The sequence below is a fragment of the Aeromonas sp. R5-1 genome (assembly GCF_040908265.1).
GTDB classification, from domain to species: Bacteria; Pseudomonadota; Gammaproteobacteria; order Enterobacterales; family Aeromonadaceae; genus Aeromonas; species Aeromonas caviae.
In genome coordinates this window covers 1-15,148 of record NZ_JBFODJ010000044.1, presented here as the reverse complement: position 1 = coordinate 15,148, position 15,148 = coordinate 1, and the positions used below count along the sequence as shown (strand labels likewise).

Annotated in this window: 10 protein-coding genes and 1 pseudogene; all 11 read right to left on the bottom strand. The window is 62.3% G+C overall.

Annotated elements, in window-relative coordinates; genetic code table 11:
• Positions 1-8: 8 nt before the first annotated feature.
• The 11 genes and pseudogenes from AB5Y64_RS05585 to AB5Y64_RS05535 all read right to left on the bottom strand — a co-directional run bounded on the left by AB5Y64_RS05585 (position 9) and on the right by AB5Y64_RS05535 (position 15,147).
• The gene (locus AB5Y64_RS05585; protein WP_368203428.1) at positions 9-3,908 is read right to left on the bottom strand and encodes a YhdP family protein; all 3,900 of its coding nucleotides are present in this window, start codon (positions 3,906-3,908) and stop codon (positions 9-11) included.
• Positions 3,909-5,378, bottom strand: coding sequence for a ribonuclease G (gene rng, locus AB5Y64_RS05580; protein ID WP_010672637.1), 1,470 nt, complete (start codon positions 5,376-5,378; stop codon positions 3,909-3,911). It lies immediately after the preceding gene.
• Between the two features lie 79 nt (positions 5,379-5,457).
• A complete protein-coding gene (locus tag AB5Y64_RS05575; protein ID WP_010672636.1) occupies positions 5,458-6,045 on the bottom strand; it encodes a nucleoside triphosphate pyrophosphatase in 588 nt (195 codons plus the stop codon).
• Positions 6,046-6,097: 52 nt separating this feature from the next.
• The gene (gene mreD, locus AB5Y64_RS05570; RefSeq protein ID WP_010672635.1) at positions 6,098-6,583 is read right to left on the bottom strand and encodes a rod shape-determining protein MreD; all 486 of its coding nucleotides are present in this window, start codon (positions 6,581-6,583) and stop codon (positions 6,098-6,100) included.
• On the bottom strand, positions 6,583-7,491 hold the full coding sequence (gene mreC, locus AB5Y64_RS05565; RefSeq protein WP_029313545.1) for a rod shape-determining protein MreC: 909 nt from the start codon (positions 7,489-7,491) through the stop codon (positions 6,583-6,585). Before mreC ends, mreD begins: the two co-directional genes overlap by 1 nt.
• A gap of 41 nt (positions 7,492-7,532) precedes the next feature.
• On the bottom strand, positions 7,533-8,573 hold the full coding sequence (locus tag AB5Y64_RS05560; RefSeq protein ID WP_005308111.1) for a rod shape-determining protein: 1,041 nt from the start codon (positions 8,571-8,573) through the stop codon (positions 7,533-7,535).
• 216 nt (positions 8,574-8,789) lie between these two features.
• Positions 8,790-12,182, bottom strand: a complete 3,393-nt coding sequence (locus AB5Y64_RS05555; RefSeq protein ID WP_113978236.1) for a DUF6701 domain-containing protein — start codon at positions 12,180-12,182, stop codon at positions 8,790-8,792.
• A 107-nt stretch (positions 12,183-12,289) separates the two neighbouring features.
• Positions 12,290-12,736, bottom strand: a complete 447-nt coding sequence (locus AB5Y64_RS05550; RefSeq protein WP_113978268.1) for an MSHA biogenesis protein MshP — start codon at positions 12,734-12,736, stop codon at positions 12,290-12,292.
• 43 nt (positions 12,737-12,779) lie between these two features.
• On the bottom strand, positions 12,780-13,643 hold the full coding sequence (locus AB5Y64_RS05545; RefSeq protein WP_113978235.1) for a PilW family protein: 864 nt from the start codon (positions 13,641-13,643) through the stop codon (positions 12,780-12,782).
• A pseudogene (locus AB5Y64_RS05540) lies at positions 13,643-14,113 on the bottom strand (MSHA biogenesis protein MshD); the annotation flags it as partial. The gene AB5Y64_RS05545 and the pseudogene AB5Y64_RS05540, both read right to left, overlap by 1 nt.
• Before the next feature lie 19 nt (positions 14,114-14,132).
• A protein-coding gene (locus tag AB5Y64_RS05535) for an IS630 family transposase (RefSeq protein ID WP_279988401.1) occupies positions 14,133-15,147 on the bottom strand; the annotation gives its coding sequence in 2 pieces (ribosomal slippage) (positions 14,133-14,699 and positions 14,701-15,147; 1,014 coding nt in all).
• Position 15,148 lies beyond the last annotated feature (1 nt).

Genomic DNA, 15,148 nt, shown 5'->3' with positions numbered 1-15,148 from the left:
GCTGGCCCTCAGCGCTGACCCGAGCCCTGGTGCTTGGGATCGAGCAGGAAGGGGGTGACCTCCTTGGTGGGCAGGCCGGGCGCCACCGCATCCACCGCATCCTTTTGGTGCTGGTTGAGCTTGATGCGGGCGCGATCCCGCCCCGCCTCCACCAGCCTGGGGGCGTCCAGCGGGCCGGAGACCCGAAAATCGATGCGGGTCACCACGTCCACCACGGGCTCCAGCAGCTTGGAGAGGGCCAGCACATAGAGCCCGGTGATGGGGGTCAGGGAGAAGGCCGCCACCACCGGCAGGGTGCCCCCCAGGTTGGGGGAGAAGCTCAGATCAAAGTCGAGCCGCCAGCGCACCAGATCCGCGATGCCCTTGCCCCGCAGGTTGCCCGCGGCGCCCTTCATGTAGAAGTCGTTGTTCTCCACCACCCCCTGATTGACCTTGGCGGAGGCGGACATGGACTCGAAATAGAAGCCCTTGTCGAAGACGTCGCGAAAATCGAGGCGCAGCTTGCGCATCAGGGAGTCGAGGCTCAGCAGGGAGAGCAGTCGGGCCCCCTTGTCGTTGACCTCCCGCAGGGTGCCTCCCTCCAGTTGGTAGTCGGCGCTGCCCGCCAGAGTCGGCAGGCTCAGGCGGTAGGGCACGTCACGCCAGTTCAGATCCAGCGCCAGCTTGCCCGGGGCATCCCCGATGGGCGAGGTGTAGCCGAGCCGCTTGAGCAGCAGCTCGCTGTTGCGGGTCTCGAGGTTCACCCTGGCACGGGTCTGCATCTGGCTGCCACGGGCCAGCCACTCGGCGCTGCCGCGCAGGGTGCTGCCCGCCAGGCGCATCTCCAGTCCCTTGAGATCCAGCCGGTTGGCCCCGGGCAGCAGCTCCCCCTTCACCTCACCCAGGGGCAGCTCGCCGAAGCGGCAATCCACGCAACTGAAGGTGAGCCAGGGAATGGCATTCATGATGGCCCTGTCCTGGCGCTCATCGGGATCCGGGCTGAGATCGGTCCCCTTGCCGGACCAGTAGATGCGGGCAAACTTGGCATCGATGGGGCGCCCATCGGCCACCGGCACCCGCACCACCCCCATCACGTCGGGGCTGTCGATCATCACCTCGGTGGCCTGGTTCACCGGCCCCAGGGTGAAGTGCACCGCCTTGAGGCTGGCACTGCCGATGTCGGCACGGGCCAGCTGGCCATCTACCCACCACTCCTGGGGCAAGAAAGAGGGGCCCACCACCGCATTGTCACTCGGCGCCGAACCGGCCGGCAGCCACTGCTTGAGACGAGCCAGCCAGCCGGCCACGTCCGCCTGCTGCTGGTTGATGGCGAGCAGCATGGGCTTGTCCTGCATCACCCGCGCCCCGGGCTGGCCGATGTTGACCCGCACCCGGCTGAGGTAGGGGACGCCGTCGCCGTACACCAGGCGGCTCTGCATGTCGATGTCCGCCCCCAGCACGGCGCGGATGTCGGCGCTGCCATCCCGCCCACGGGCCGTCACCTTGAGGGGCAGCCGGGTACCCGCCGCCTTGGTCAGGGGCACAGGCAGATCCAGCCCCATGCCCTGCAGGTTGGAGTCCAGCGCCAGCTGGAAGCTGAACGCCTTGTTCTCGGGCAGGGTCAGCCCCAGGGTACCCGACCAGTTGCTGCGCCCCTGGAGCATCTCGAGGGCCGGTATGTCCCGGCGCTGGCGGCGGCTGTCCCACTGCCCCTGGAACTTGAGATCGGCCTGATAGCCGTGGGGCAGTTGCCGCCCCTGATAATCCAGGGTCAGCGGCTGGTTCCACAGGCTGGCCTTGAGGTTGTGAATGCGCGTCTGCTCGTTGTCATACTCGAGCGTCCCTGCGACCCCGTCGAGGGGCAGATCCAGGGAGGCGATCCTCACCTTGTTGTCCTTGAAGCTGGCTTCCCCGCTGGCCTTGACCTCCCCCTCGCCATCCAGCGGTATGTCAAGCTTCACCGTACCCTTCATGGGGCCGCGGATCTCCACCTCCCGCAGCGCCTGACCGACGGATCCCCCCAGCGGCGAGTCCTGCAAATAGTCGCTGATGGCCTTGCCCTCGCCCTCAACCTTGGCATCCACGTAGAGGTGAGCCCCTGGATAGAGGTCCGGGATCCAGGCGTGCACCGAGTCGGAGCTGGCCTTGCCGAGCTGGGTGGCGCGGCTGTTCATGTCGAGGCTGGCGTTCTGGAACAGCAGATCGATCTGCAGGTCGGTCAGCGGCTGCCAGCCCGGGAAAAACTCGTAGGTGGCCTGTTGCAGCGGCACCGCCACCTGGAAGACGCCCTTGCCGTTGTCGTAGGGGAAGTCACGGAATTCGCCGTACCAGAGCAGGTCGGCCCCCTTGGCCTTGCCCCCCTTGATGGCGCCGCTCAGGTAGCTCACCAGCCCCTCATCCATCACCGCCAGGGGGTAGTAGCGATCCGCATGGGCCGCGTTCTTGACGTCGATCCGCCCGGTCAGGGCGAGGAAGGGGTGCTCGAACAGCTCGAGGCGAAACCGGCTGGCGAGGCGCAGATCCGGGTTCTCCAGGGCAATGTCCTGACCATAGAGCACCCAGCCTTGCGGCGCCCGCCACCAGTCGAGGGCCGCACTCAGGCTGTCCACCGGGATGGGTTCCTTGAAGTGGCGGGCCGGATCCACCTTGCCCTTGCCCAGGGTCAGGCGGGCACGCCCCCCGTTCGGGGTCAGCCAGAAGTCGCCGTCCAGCTTTTGCAGACCGGGCACATCGTGCCAGGCCCGGGTCCCGAAGCCGCGCAGTTGCCCCTGCAAAGAGAGCCCCTGCCAGTCCCCGTCGGCCTGCAGGACCAGCTCCTGCAACTGGCCCCTTGGCCGGGTGCGCTTGAGGGTCTCGGTCAGCTCGGGATAGAGGCCGGAGACCAGCTGGCTCAGGTTGGCAATCTGGTCGAGATCGATGGCGGGCACATAGCCCTGGATGCGCGAGCCGATGCGCTCGAGCTGCAGGCGGCTGTGCAGCCAGGTGGCGCCATCGAGCTTGAAGATGACGTCGTGGCTGGCGAGCTGCCACGCCTCGCCGTCCCGGCGCAGCTGGATCTTGCCCCCCTGCAGGTCGAGGCGATGCGGCTCTCCCTTGATCTCGTCCTTCCAGATCAGGTGGTTGTTGCCAAAGGCCAGCAGGGAGTTGCCGAGCCTGCCCTTCTCGAACTCGCTCCAGAGCTGGAAGTCGAGCTGGCCGCTCACCGGCGGCGCGCCGGCGTGGATCCTGGCCAGCATGGGGCTGATGTCCAGCTCGCTGGCCCCCAGATAGAGCTGGCCCTTGAGGCGGTCGAGCCGCACCTCGGGAGCATCCACATCGATGATGAGGTCCAGGGTGCTCTCCCCCACCCCGTTGATGAGATAGGCCTTGCCGACCCCCTGATGCCGCTTGCCGCGGTTCTGCCAGCGCAACTGGGCGATGTCGAGGGCGCGCACCTCCCCCAGTGCCGTGGTGAGGCTCAGGCGAGTGTCGTGAATGTCGAAGGTGGAGAGCTGGGTCAGCAGGAAGCGCAGCAGGGCCTCCTGCTGGTTCGCGCTCTTCCCGCTGACGGGGGTGGCGGGCTGGGTCATGTCCAGCGCGATGTTGCCGTCGCTCAGGATCAACTGGCCAAACACCGGTCTGAGTTCGTTGAGGGAGCGCCAGAAGTCGAGGTGGGCCCACACCTTGCCAAGGCGCAGGGAGAAACGCCCCGAATCGGGGGCGATGGCCAGTCCTTCCAGCCCGATGGCCGGGCCGCGGGGAGTCCACTCCAGCCCGACGTGATCCACGCTCACCTCGAGCTGACTCTCTCCGAGCAGGGTCCCTATCACGGCCGCCCGGTGCTGGTTGAGCAAAGGGCCGCCCAGTCGTACCACGCTGACCAGAACGGCCAGCAGCACGAAGAAGACTCCGAGGGCCAACCAGCCCCGACTCAGCCAGCGATAGACCAATTACATCATCACCACATCGAACTGTTCCTGCCCACAGAGCGGCTCGGAGACCACCCTGACCTGCTTGCCGATGAAGACTTCCAGCTCCGCCAGACTGTGGGACTCCTCCCCCCGCAGGTAATCGGCCACCGAGGGGGCCGCATAGACGGTGAACTGATCCGCGTCGTAGGCGCGGTTGACCCGGATGATCTCCCGCAGGATCTCGAAGCAGACCGACTCCACCGTCTTGACCCGGCCGCGCCCCTTGCACTCGGGGCACTCGGCGCAGAGCACGTGCTCCAGGCTCTCCCGGGTGCGCTTGCGGGTCATCTCCACCAGCCCGAGCTGGGAGAAACCGTTGACGTTGGTCTTGGCCCTGTCTTTGGCCAGCGCCAGCTCCAGGCTGTGCAGCACACGGCGACGGTGATCCTCGGACTGCATGTCGATGAAGTCGATGATGATGATGCCACCGAGGTTGCGCAGGCGCAGGTGACGGGCGATGGCGGCAGTGGCCTCGACGTTGGTGTTGAAGATGGTCTCTTCCAGATTGCGATGGCCGACGAAGGCCCCGGTGTTGATGTCCACCGTGGTCATGGCTTCGGTCTGGTCGATGATGAGGTAGCCGCCGGATTTGAGCTCCACCTTGCGCTCCAGGGCCCGCTGGATCTCGTTCTCCACGTCGTAGAGATCGAAGATCGGCGACTCGCCGGTGTAGTACTCCAGCTTGTTGGCAAGCTCGGGCACGTACTCCTCGGTGAAGCGCTTGAGCTGATCGAAGCTCTGGCGCGAGTCGACCCGGATCTTGTCGAGCTCGGCACCGACGAAGTCACGCACCACCCTAAACGCCAGGCTGGGATCCTCATAGAGGATCTTGCAGGGGGGATACTTCTGCTTGCGCTCGAGGATCTTGCGCCACAGGCGCTTCAAGAAGGCGGCGTCCTGCTCCAGCTCCTGCTCCCCCACCCCTTCGGCGGCGGTGCGGATGATGTAGCCGCCCAGTTCGTCCACATAGCCGGCCACGGTGCGCTTGAGGCGCTCGCGCTCCGCCTCGGATTCGATGCGCTGGGAGACCCCTACGTGGGCACTGCCCGGCATGAAGACCAGATAACGGGATGGCAGGGTGATGTCGGTGGTGAGGCGGGCCCCCTTGGTACCGAGCGGGTCTTTGACCACCTGTACCATGATGTCCTGCCCCTGGCGCACCAGTTCGGCGATGTTGCCGGCCTGGAACTGCTCCTTCTCCTTGATCGCCACGCACTCGGTATGGGGGACGATGTCGGAGGCGTGCAGAAAGGCGGCCTTGTCCATGCCGATGTCGACGAAGGCGGCCTGCATGCCGGGCAGCACGCGGCTGATCTTGCCCTTGTAGATGTTGCCCACGATGCCGCGCTTGGCCTGACGCTCCACATGCACTTCCTGCAGCAGACCGTTCTCGACCAGGGCGACCCGGGTTTCGGAGGGGGTGACGTTTACCAGCAGTTCTACCGACATAAGTTACCTTGCCTTTCTAGTTTTGAATTCTGGCACGACGAACAACGGGTAACTCAGCAGCGCACTGCTGACGAGAGGATTACCGGGTCTGCTCGAGGTGCTGCTTGATCAACAGGTCCGTCTCCAGCAGGGGCAGGCCGACCACGGCACTGTAGCTCCCCTCGAGGCGACTGACGAATTTGCCGGCAATGCCCTGGATAGCATAAGCGCCCGCCTTGTCGCACGGCTCGCCGGTGCGCCAGTAGGCTTCGATCTCGGCCTCGTCCAGCTTGCGAAACGCCACGTTGGTGGTGACCAGCCGCACATCGCACCGCTCCGGGGTGGCCAGGGCCACCGCCGTCATCACCTGGTGTACCCGCCCGGAGAGGGCTTCCAGCATGTCTTTGGCGTCCAGCAGGTCGGAGGGTTTCTCCAGCACCCGCTCCCCCAGCACCACTATGGTGTCGGCCCCCAGCACAGGCAGCGCCGTCGGCGCCGCGGCCACACCGGCCATGGCCTTGTCGCGGGCCAGCCGGCAGACGTAATCCTGGGGCTTCTCACCGTCGTTGCGCAGCTCCGGCACATCCAGCTTGAGGACCTCGAAACGGTAGCCCAGGCGGGTCAGAAGCTCGTGCCGGCGGGGGGAGCCCGAGGCGAGATAGAGTTGCAGTTCGTTGTGCTTGTTCATACTTCACTCAATGAGACGATGCGCAGTTACAATGCGTTGTTTTTATTCACATTCACTTGATATTGAAGCGACGCCGCACCTTGCGCAAGACCATAAAAATCCAGGGCCATATTAACATCGTCGTCAACGTCGACCAAAAGTAGGCGAAGTTGAGGCTGGCCCGGCTGAACAGATGCTCCGCCCAGAACACGGTGATCTTCCCCACCAGGGAGAGCAGACCGATGATCAGCGCCTGCTGCCAGAGGGAGAAGTTGCGGATCTTCTGGAACTGGAAGGCCGCCAGGTAGGTGGTGATGGCCATGGCCATGGCCCGCACGCCGAGGGTGCTGCCGAGCAGCACGTCCAGCAGCAGGCCCGCCACCCAGGCGGTGCCGACGTTGGTCCGGTGCGGCAGCGCCAGCGCCCAGTAGATGAGCACCATGGCGAGCCAGTCCGGACGGAAGGGTTCGAATTGAAAGGGAAGCGGCAGGATGGAGAGGCACAGGGCCAGCAGAATCGAACACCAGATCCAGATCCTGCCGCTGGCGGGTTGCAGCATCAGCGCGTCGCCCCCGCCGCCGAGGTTGCCGTGGCCGCCGAGGCGCTCGCCGCAGGCTCAAGGGCATCCTTGTCGTGTACTTCCGGTTTCTTGTCGGTCCACAGCAGCAGCAGGTAGCGCAGACGATCCAGCGCCACCAGGGGCTTGGCCTCGATCTGGGCGAAGGGCTTGCCCTCCACGTAGTCGGAGCGGGTCACGGTCGCCACCGGATAACCTTCCGGGAAGCGGCCGCCCAGGCCCGAGGTGACCAGCAGATCGCCGACCTGGACGTCGGTGTTGCGGGGCAGGTTGCGCAGCTCCAGCTTGTCCAGCTCGCCGCTGCCGGAGGCGATGGCGCGCAAGTCGTTGCGCAGCACCCGCACCGGGATGCCGTGGCTGGAGTCGGTGATGAGCAGGACGCGACTGGTGGTGGAGCCCACGTGGAGCACCTGACCGACCACCCCCTGATCGTTGATCACCGGCTGGCCGTTGTAGACGCCATCCAGCGCCCCCTTGTTGATCAGCACCTGATGGCTGAAGGGGTCGGAATCCACCGACAGCAGCTCTGCCACCATCTTGCGGGACTCCTTGTGTACCGGCGACCCCAGCAGCTCGCGCAGACGCTGGTTCTCGTGCTCCAGCTGATCCATCTTGAGCAGGCGCGAGCGCAGGGTGAACAGTTGCTGCTCCTGCTGCTTGGTCTGCTCGATGAGATCGGCGCGGGTCTGCACCTGGGTCGACATGGTGTCGAGCAGGGTGCCGGGGGCGTTGGCGATGTATTGCAGCGGGCTCACCAGGGAGCTCAGATAAACGCGGACATGGCTGAACACACCGAAGCGGGAATCCGCGACGATGGCAGCGACGGAGATGATGACGGCGAGAAACAACCGTAACTGAAGCGAAGGGCCTCTACCGAAGATGGGTTTCATGAGTCGTCAAAAAAGAGCCGGCGCTCGGCCGGCTTTGGGTCTTATTCGTAGTGGAACAGATCGCCACCGTGCATATCGATCAGCTCCAGCGCCTTGCCACCGCCACGGGCGACACAGGTGAGGGGATCTTCAGCCACGACGACCGGGATGCCGGTCTCTTCCATCAGCAGACGGTCGATGTCCTTGAGCAGGGCACCACCACCGGTCAGCACCATGCCGCGCTCGGAGATGTCGGACGCCAGCTCGGGCGGGGATTGCTCCAGGGCCACCATGACGGCGGAGACGATGCCGGAGAGCGGCTCTTGCAGCGCTTCCAGGATCTCGTTGGAGTTCAGGGTGAAGCTGCGGGGCACACCCTCGGCCAGGTTGCGACCGCGCACTTCGATCTCGCGCACCTCTTCGCCCGGATAGGCGGAGCCGATCTCGTGCTTGATGCGCTCGGCGGTGGCTTCCCCGATCAGGCTGCCGTAGTTGCGACGGACGTAGCTGATGATGGCTTCGTCGAACTTGTCGCCACCGATACGGACGGACTGGGAGTAGACCACGCCGTTCAGGGAGATGATGGCCACTTCGGTGGTACCGCCACCGATGTCCACCACCATGGAACCGGTCGCTTCGGAGACCGGCAAGCCGGCACCGATGGCGGCAGCCATGGGTTCATCGATCAGGTAAACCTCGCGGGCGCCGGCGCCCAGAGCGGATTCCTTGATGGCGCGACGTTCCACCTGGGTGGAGCCGCAGGGTACGCACACCAGCACGCGCGGGCTGGGGCGGAAATAGTTGTTGTCGTGAACCTGTTTGATGAAGTGCTGCAGCATCTTCTCGGTCACGTAGAAATCGGCGATCACGCCGTCTTTCATCGGGCGAATGGCGGAGATGTTACCCGGGGTACGACCCAGCATCTGCTTGGCGGCATGACCGACAGCAGCGACCGATTTGGCGTTCCCGCGCTCTTGGCGAATGGCGACAACTGAGGGTTCGTTAAGGACGATCCCTTGATCTTTTACATAGATCAGGGTGTTGGCAGTTCCCAAGTCGATCGACAGATCGTTGGAAAAGACGCCTCTGAGCTTTTTGAACATGGCTACGGGAAATCCTAAGAATTTGGAGGTGCAGAAAACCGGCTAACTTTACCAATGCCCACCCCAATGGGCAAGCGCTCAAACTGTCGCCAATCAATCAGGCGCGACAAAAATGCGAGTCATCACTCACCCGCTCAGGCCGACAAACACTACGAAACAAGGAGATAAGACGCCACTGTACAGCAATGCGTCTATCTCCCCGTGTCAGCCCGGGTGTCAGGGCATCACTTCGCGGCGATAAATAATGCGATCGTTACCTCGAGTGGAGCCGAAAATGGCCTCCCCCGCCTGAGTAAGTGGATCCGACAGCCAGAGTGGCCGTGACGGCTGTTTCGACAATTCCACCTTGTAGGGGATGCCAACAACTTTATTTGGTACTGGTACTAGCGCAGAGAAATGAAACAGGATCTCACCTTTGTTTGCCGTCGCTACACTGGCTGGCGCAGCCAGACCACTGAGCGTCAAAGTGCTACTGAAAGATTGCGGCGGCATGGTTCCTGGTACCTGACCCGTGACCTCATAAGAACCATTATTGAGACTGATCTTGTGCGTCGGATCCAATGGAACAAAACCTCCTTTGGCAAGAGATAGCTGTGTACAAACATCCGCTTGGTTGATTTTCCACGCCGCTCCTTCGAAATACTGCACCTGCAACGGCAGCATCAGAGGGGCGCTGGCGACCCCTTGTCTGGTGCTGGCCAGCACTCGGCCGTAACGCAGCTCCTGAGTTCCCAGCCGAATGGCGTTACAACCAACCCCTTGACATCCCCCCGCAACGCCGGGGTTCATATCAGCCCCTGTCAGTACCGTTTCCCCCCCGTCTTTGTCATCCATTCGCAGGCCGATATCAAGCAGGGAGAGCGGCTCTTCCGGGGCTGCCCCCCGATCAAATCGGGTATTATCCCGCTGATCCACCGTGGCAACGCCATCGATCCAGCTCAGAGAGGGAGACATGGAGAAGCGTGTTGAACGGTCCACCCCGTCGAGGGCATTGGCCGCGACCATCTGTGCAATTCCCTTGGCGAAGCCCTCTTTATAATTCTGCGTGGTTACTCCCTGATTGTTACGAGCCTTGATAATAAAACCACTTTGGAAGGGCTGGCTCATATAAGTAAAGATGTTACAGGCAGGTGTGATAAAGCCGCCGCTTAAGCTGTAATCCCAGGGCACGAAGCGCCCCACCGGCACACTGGTGGCGGCGGGAATGGTGGAACCGAAGTAGCCTGAGGTCGGCGGTGTCGCCGTCATCTGGAAGACTCCGACCTCGTTGAGCGACTGGGTGACGGCATTGAGGTTGTTGCTGGCCGTGATGGCATGGTCATAACTCAGCTTGCTGACCACCGCCTCGACCCCGGGCTTGGGGGCCACCAGCTGGCTGCCAAGCGCTATCTTGGCCAGTGTGAAGTTGGGGGTCGCCAGATTGCCGCTGCAAAAATCGCTGTCGTTATCGGCCTGCCAGGCCACGGCGCCGATATTCAGCTGGAAGTCATCGCCCGCCTTCTTGAACACCGGACAGCTGACATCCCCTGCCGTGCAGGCCCCTTGGGCAGGGGTGATGCAGAGCCCGACCGGGCGGCTGACGAAGAGATCCGAGCCCGTCATCACCAGACCCGCCGTGTCGCCGCTGCCATCGTGGCGGGCGTTGAGCCGCATCTGGCCCGCATCCGGGTAGCTGACCGTCAGGGTCGCCTCCCCTTTGGCATCGAAGCTCAGGTTGCTGAGGGTGGCCGCCCCCTGCGCGGTGGCGATGGCGCTGCCGTTGACCATCACCCTGCTGCCGAAGGTGTTGGTCGCCGGGCTGACGTAGTCGCTCCAGAAGCTGACGGCTTTGCTCACGTTGGCGAAGCTCGGCACGCACTGCTGGGTCACATTGTCTTTCCTGACCGCCTTGAGCTGCACCTGCTGGGGTCTGTTGGCCAGGGTGTCCAGCACGTCAAAGATGAAGCCGCTGTCGGCGAAGCTCAAGGTACAGGCGGCGGCGCTCAGTGCCCCGCTACCCGCCCGGCACAGGGTTCCATGGAGGAAGCCGGGGGTCGAACTTGAGACCCCGATGGTCACGGCACTGGCCGTATTATTACGCAGCTGGGCCGAGGTCGAGCCCCCGCTGAAGACCACCTGATTGCCACCGACCCAGCCATTGCTGCCAGAGCTGGGAGAGAGGCTCAGGGTAGCGCTGACCTGCTCGGTGACGAGCTGGGAACAACCCGCGTTGGCGCAGGCCTTGATGACCACGGTCTCGGGGTTGCAGGTGAGCGCCTGACCGGAATGGGAGAGTTCGAAGTGATCGAGCTGGCTTCCCCCCGAGCCGCCGCCGCAGGTGATATCGCCAAAATCGACTTTGTCGACCGCATCTTGTACAAACTGGAAGTTGTTGCTGCCGCCCAGATCGACGCTGCCGCCGGCGGCAACTGCCCCCCTCAGCTCCGAATTACCGGTCATCTTGACGTCGCCCGCTACATAGAGGATGCCATTGATACGGACCTGGCCCACCACGTTGAGCAAACCCTTGACATAGATCAGCAGGTTTTCCGGTGCACCACCCACGTTGAGCTGGGCATTGTTCAAGGTGAGTTCGTTGAAATAGAGCCGTGCCGTCACGCCGGTGGTAACCAGCGCAGCGTCATTTCCGAAGCTGCCTCGATTGAAGTCGTGATCGCCAGGCGCAAAGACGTTGCTGTTATTCGGTGCCCCCGTGCAGGTGGTCACCCCCTTCTTCTCCTCGCAGCTGAGATCGCCGAGCGGCGGCTCCAGTATGCCGGGTGGAGGGGTCATGATGACCCCCCCAGAGGGGGGATCGGTAAAGATGTTTTTGCAGGTGGACGATGGGAGCACTGCATCTCCCTTGTTGATCACGCTATTATCCCTGACTTCCAATGCTCTAGACGTGATCCGGCCAGTCAGGGTCGCTTGGTTGCTCAGGGTCACTTTGCCACCCGCATAGAGGTAACCAACAAAAGAGCCGCTCTGCATGGCGAAGTCGCCGTAGCTGACCCAGATCAGGTTCTGCTTGCCCCCCGCATTGAGCGAGAAATTGTTTTGCAAGGTAGGGGTATTCTTGACGAAGATCCGGGTCAACGCCTGATCCACACTCTGCAACTTGATGGTGGTGCTATCGAGGGAAAGCGTCTCGAAAAAGTGATCTCCCGGTCCCAGGGTCAGGGTGCCACCATTGCTCATGGTAAGGCTCTTGACCTGGTAACCGGGCTGGGCGGTCATCGTCAGCTGACAACCACTGCTGGTGACAGTGCGGTAGTCCTTCTGGCTCAACGCCGCGCTGCCGTTGTTGGTACAGGCGAGATCCGTCGTGGAGCCATTGGTGGGGAAAGCATTGTTCCCTGTCAGGCTGAGCCCAGCAATATCCCGCCCCGTGACGGCGCAGACCTTGTAACCCCCTTGGCCATCGTCACAGTTCTTGGTGTTGTTTTGGTTAGCGCTGATGGAGCAAAACGCCAGCTTGTTGCCGCCGGTACCATTGATTTTTGGCTGATTAACTTCGCTCAACTGAGGATTGGGCACGTTAGTACAGGCCGCTGCCTCCACCCCATGATGCCCCTGCACCACGGCCGGGAAATAGGTGCTGGTATTGATGGCATCAAAGGCGCCACTCATACCGCTAAACAACCCCAACAGGCCGCAGAGGATAGCGCGGACCCAAGCCCGGGCCGTCGCAGACTCCCGAAGACTCAAGGGTGAACCGTCACCAGCACGCTTCTGTCTCAAGGTATGTCTCCATCAAAGGCTTCCGCTTCCACTGTTCGGCTAACAGCAAAATCCGGGTTCGGGCTGTTCAGATCCTGATCGCCGCAACGCCCTTCGCTGCGAAGCCGGTAGCCGGTCTGGGTGGTTCCGGCCGCACTTACGACCACAGTTGTGCAAAACAACCGTGCCTGGCAGTTAATCAGACCTGGATCCGGGGGGAAGGTAATTGGGGTAGGAGGGGGGTTAGTGGCAACACAGCGCAGCTCGCTTCCGCCACTCGCACTGGCATTCCAACTGCCATTGGGATAGAGCCGATAGAGCGCTATCTCCAGTCCGCTCTGGGCCGCCATCAGGGCCCGCACGCCACGCACCTCGACCGTATTCTTCTCGCCGCTGTCCACCAAAAAGCGGCCCATGGCCGCCGCCAGCAAGGCCATGATGACGATGACGAAGAGCGCTATCATGATGGCGCTGCCGCGCTGGGCCCGCCTACTGGTGGGGAGCGGCTTAAGGAACATTGAGCACCTCCAGCTTGTGGTTGAAGCTGACGCTCTCGCCGCGCTGCTCAAACACTAGCCGCAGCCCCACCTCGCTCGGGCTGAAGGCCGCGGGATCCCGATAGAAATAGGATTCGGTGGGCCGAATATGTTCTGCCATCAGGACGGGTGCGGATCCACTGTACCGCATCAAGGCACCTTGGGCGTCAATGCAATAACGCACCTGCTGGTTGGCAAAATAGATGCGTTTGGCGGGAGATTCCCCATCAAATACCCTATCCACCACTACAGTCCCTATCCCGTTCACTGCGTTCGGTGGCGGCACCTTCACAGCCGCCACACAGTCGCCATAGACGCATCCCGTTTCTAAGCCTCCATCTCCTGTGATGGGATACACAACGGCCCAATCTTTATAAGTAGGAAGTTCACTGGCGGATGAAGCCACCAGCGTTAGCTCGAGGCCTTCTGCAACGGGTTTATTGAGGCTCAGATAACGGCTGACGGTGGCAATGGGCCAGAAGCGCAGGCAGGCGCCTTGTCCCCCACTATTAGAAGCCTCCACTTGCACCGAGCCGGGCACCGCATCGCGCAACTCCCGATTTAGCCGCTCCATGGCGAAGCGAGCATCGCTCATCAGTTGCTCGCGGCGGCTGGCATCCCCGTAGATCTGGGTGCCGATGCCGATAAACTGGCTGGAGAAGGTCGCCATCACCCCGAGCAGCAGGATCACCATCACCAGTTCCACCAGGGTGAAGCCCCGCCCCCGCCCAGGTTGGGCGCAGGCTCGATGAGCGAAGCCTGATCGGACGCGGTAACGGGGTGTGGTCACAGCTGCGTCATCGAACGCGGCATCACGGGAGTGCGGCTGGTCCATCAGTAGTTCCCCCGATAGAGGGCAAACGCCAGCTCGCTCTCATCCGGCAGACGCACTGTCAGGGCGACGCGCTTGCCGATAGACTCGGCCCCTGGCCCGGTGCTGCCAAACAGGGTATCCGGGGTGACGGCGATCCTGATCTGATAGTGGCGATACTCCTGGTCGCTGACGCCCTCGGCATCCGTCTGGGTAAACAGGTTGGCGTCCACCCAGTGACCCCCGGTGTCGAAATCGTCCACGTCGTTGAAGGCATAGGGGCGGGTCTCGCCCCCCTCCGGGCCGTAGTCGGCGCTGGCGGTGCAGGGGGGATAGGTCACCGCAGGGGTGCCGACGGTCTCGCCGCAGCGAAAACGGCCGCCGTTGTGATCCGAGTGCTCATCGAAGGATTTTTGCAGCACCTCGCTTAAGATCCGCTGGGCCAGCTGGGCGGCCCGTACCTGCTGCACCGGATCCACCGCCTGGGGTGCCTGATACCAATCGGATTAAACATTAGGTCAGTTTTATCCAATCTCGGCTACAAAGTGACATCACCCGCTCCACATCGGCAATAAAGTGCTTCCAGGCCGATGTGCAGGCATCAAGGATGTCGTCGTAATCCTTGAAGCTGCGATTAGCCAACACATGCTGACGAAGCCAGCTCCATACCTGTTCAATGGGATTGAGTTCGGGAGAATAGGGAGGGAGCTTGATCAGGCTGAGATTGGGGAAGTCATCCGCACATTCCATGGTATGCCATCCGGCGCCGTCCATGATCACCACCGCATGACGACCCGGCTTTGTTCGTGCTGCAATCAGTGCCAAGTGCTGCTTCATCACCTCCCGGTTTACCAGAGGACTGAGCAAGGCTTCCGTTGTCCCGGTTGCAGGGCAGACGGCACCGAAGAGATAGACGTACTCGAATTGTTGTTGCTGAATAGCTCGGGGGCGACTGCCACGCCTGGCCCACAGTCGGGTAGTCGTATTTTGTTGACCAAACCGGGCTTCGTCCTGAAACCAGACATCGACATTGGCAAGCGCAACATGACCCGGGATGTTAAGGATCGTTTCCAGCTGGAAGTTTTTTAAAAGCTTCCTGCACCTGCCCATCCTGCTTCGGATGTCGTGAGCGACTGGTTATCCAGGAAAACCCCAGCTCTCTGAGGAGGCGGTAGACATTGGAGAGTTCATAGGCCACACCAAACTCTCGTTCGATATACGTTTGAATATCAGTACCTTGCAGTCGTCCCCCGATGGCCAGCCGGCTTTGTTGGTCGATATATTCGCTAAGCTGGGATAGCTGTTCGGCGCCGAGCTTGGCGGGTCGGCCTGGTGGACGGACACTATCCAGCCCCGCCACGCCGTGTAGCAAGAAGTTGCTCACCCATTTGTTGACACTTGTGCGGCTGACTTTGAGAAAGCGGGCAATGTCAGTTCTGGAATGACCTTCTTGAAAGTGTGCTAACGCCAGGAATCGCATGCGTTTCCTGGCGTTGGTTTCTGCCTTGGCGAGGGCCAAGAAATCGATT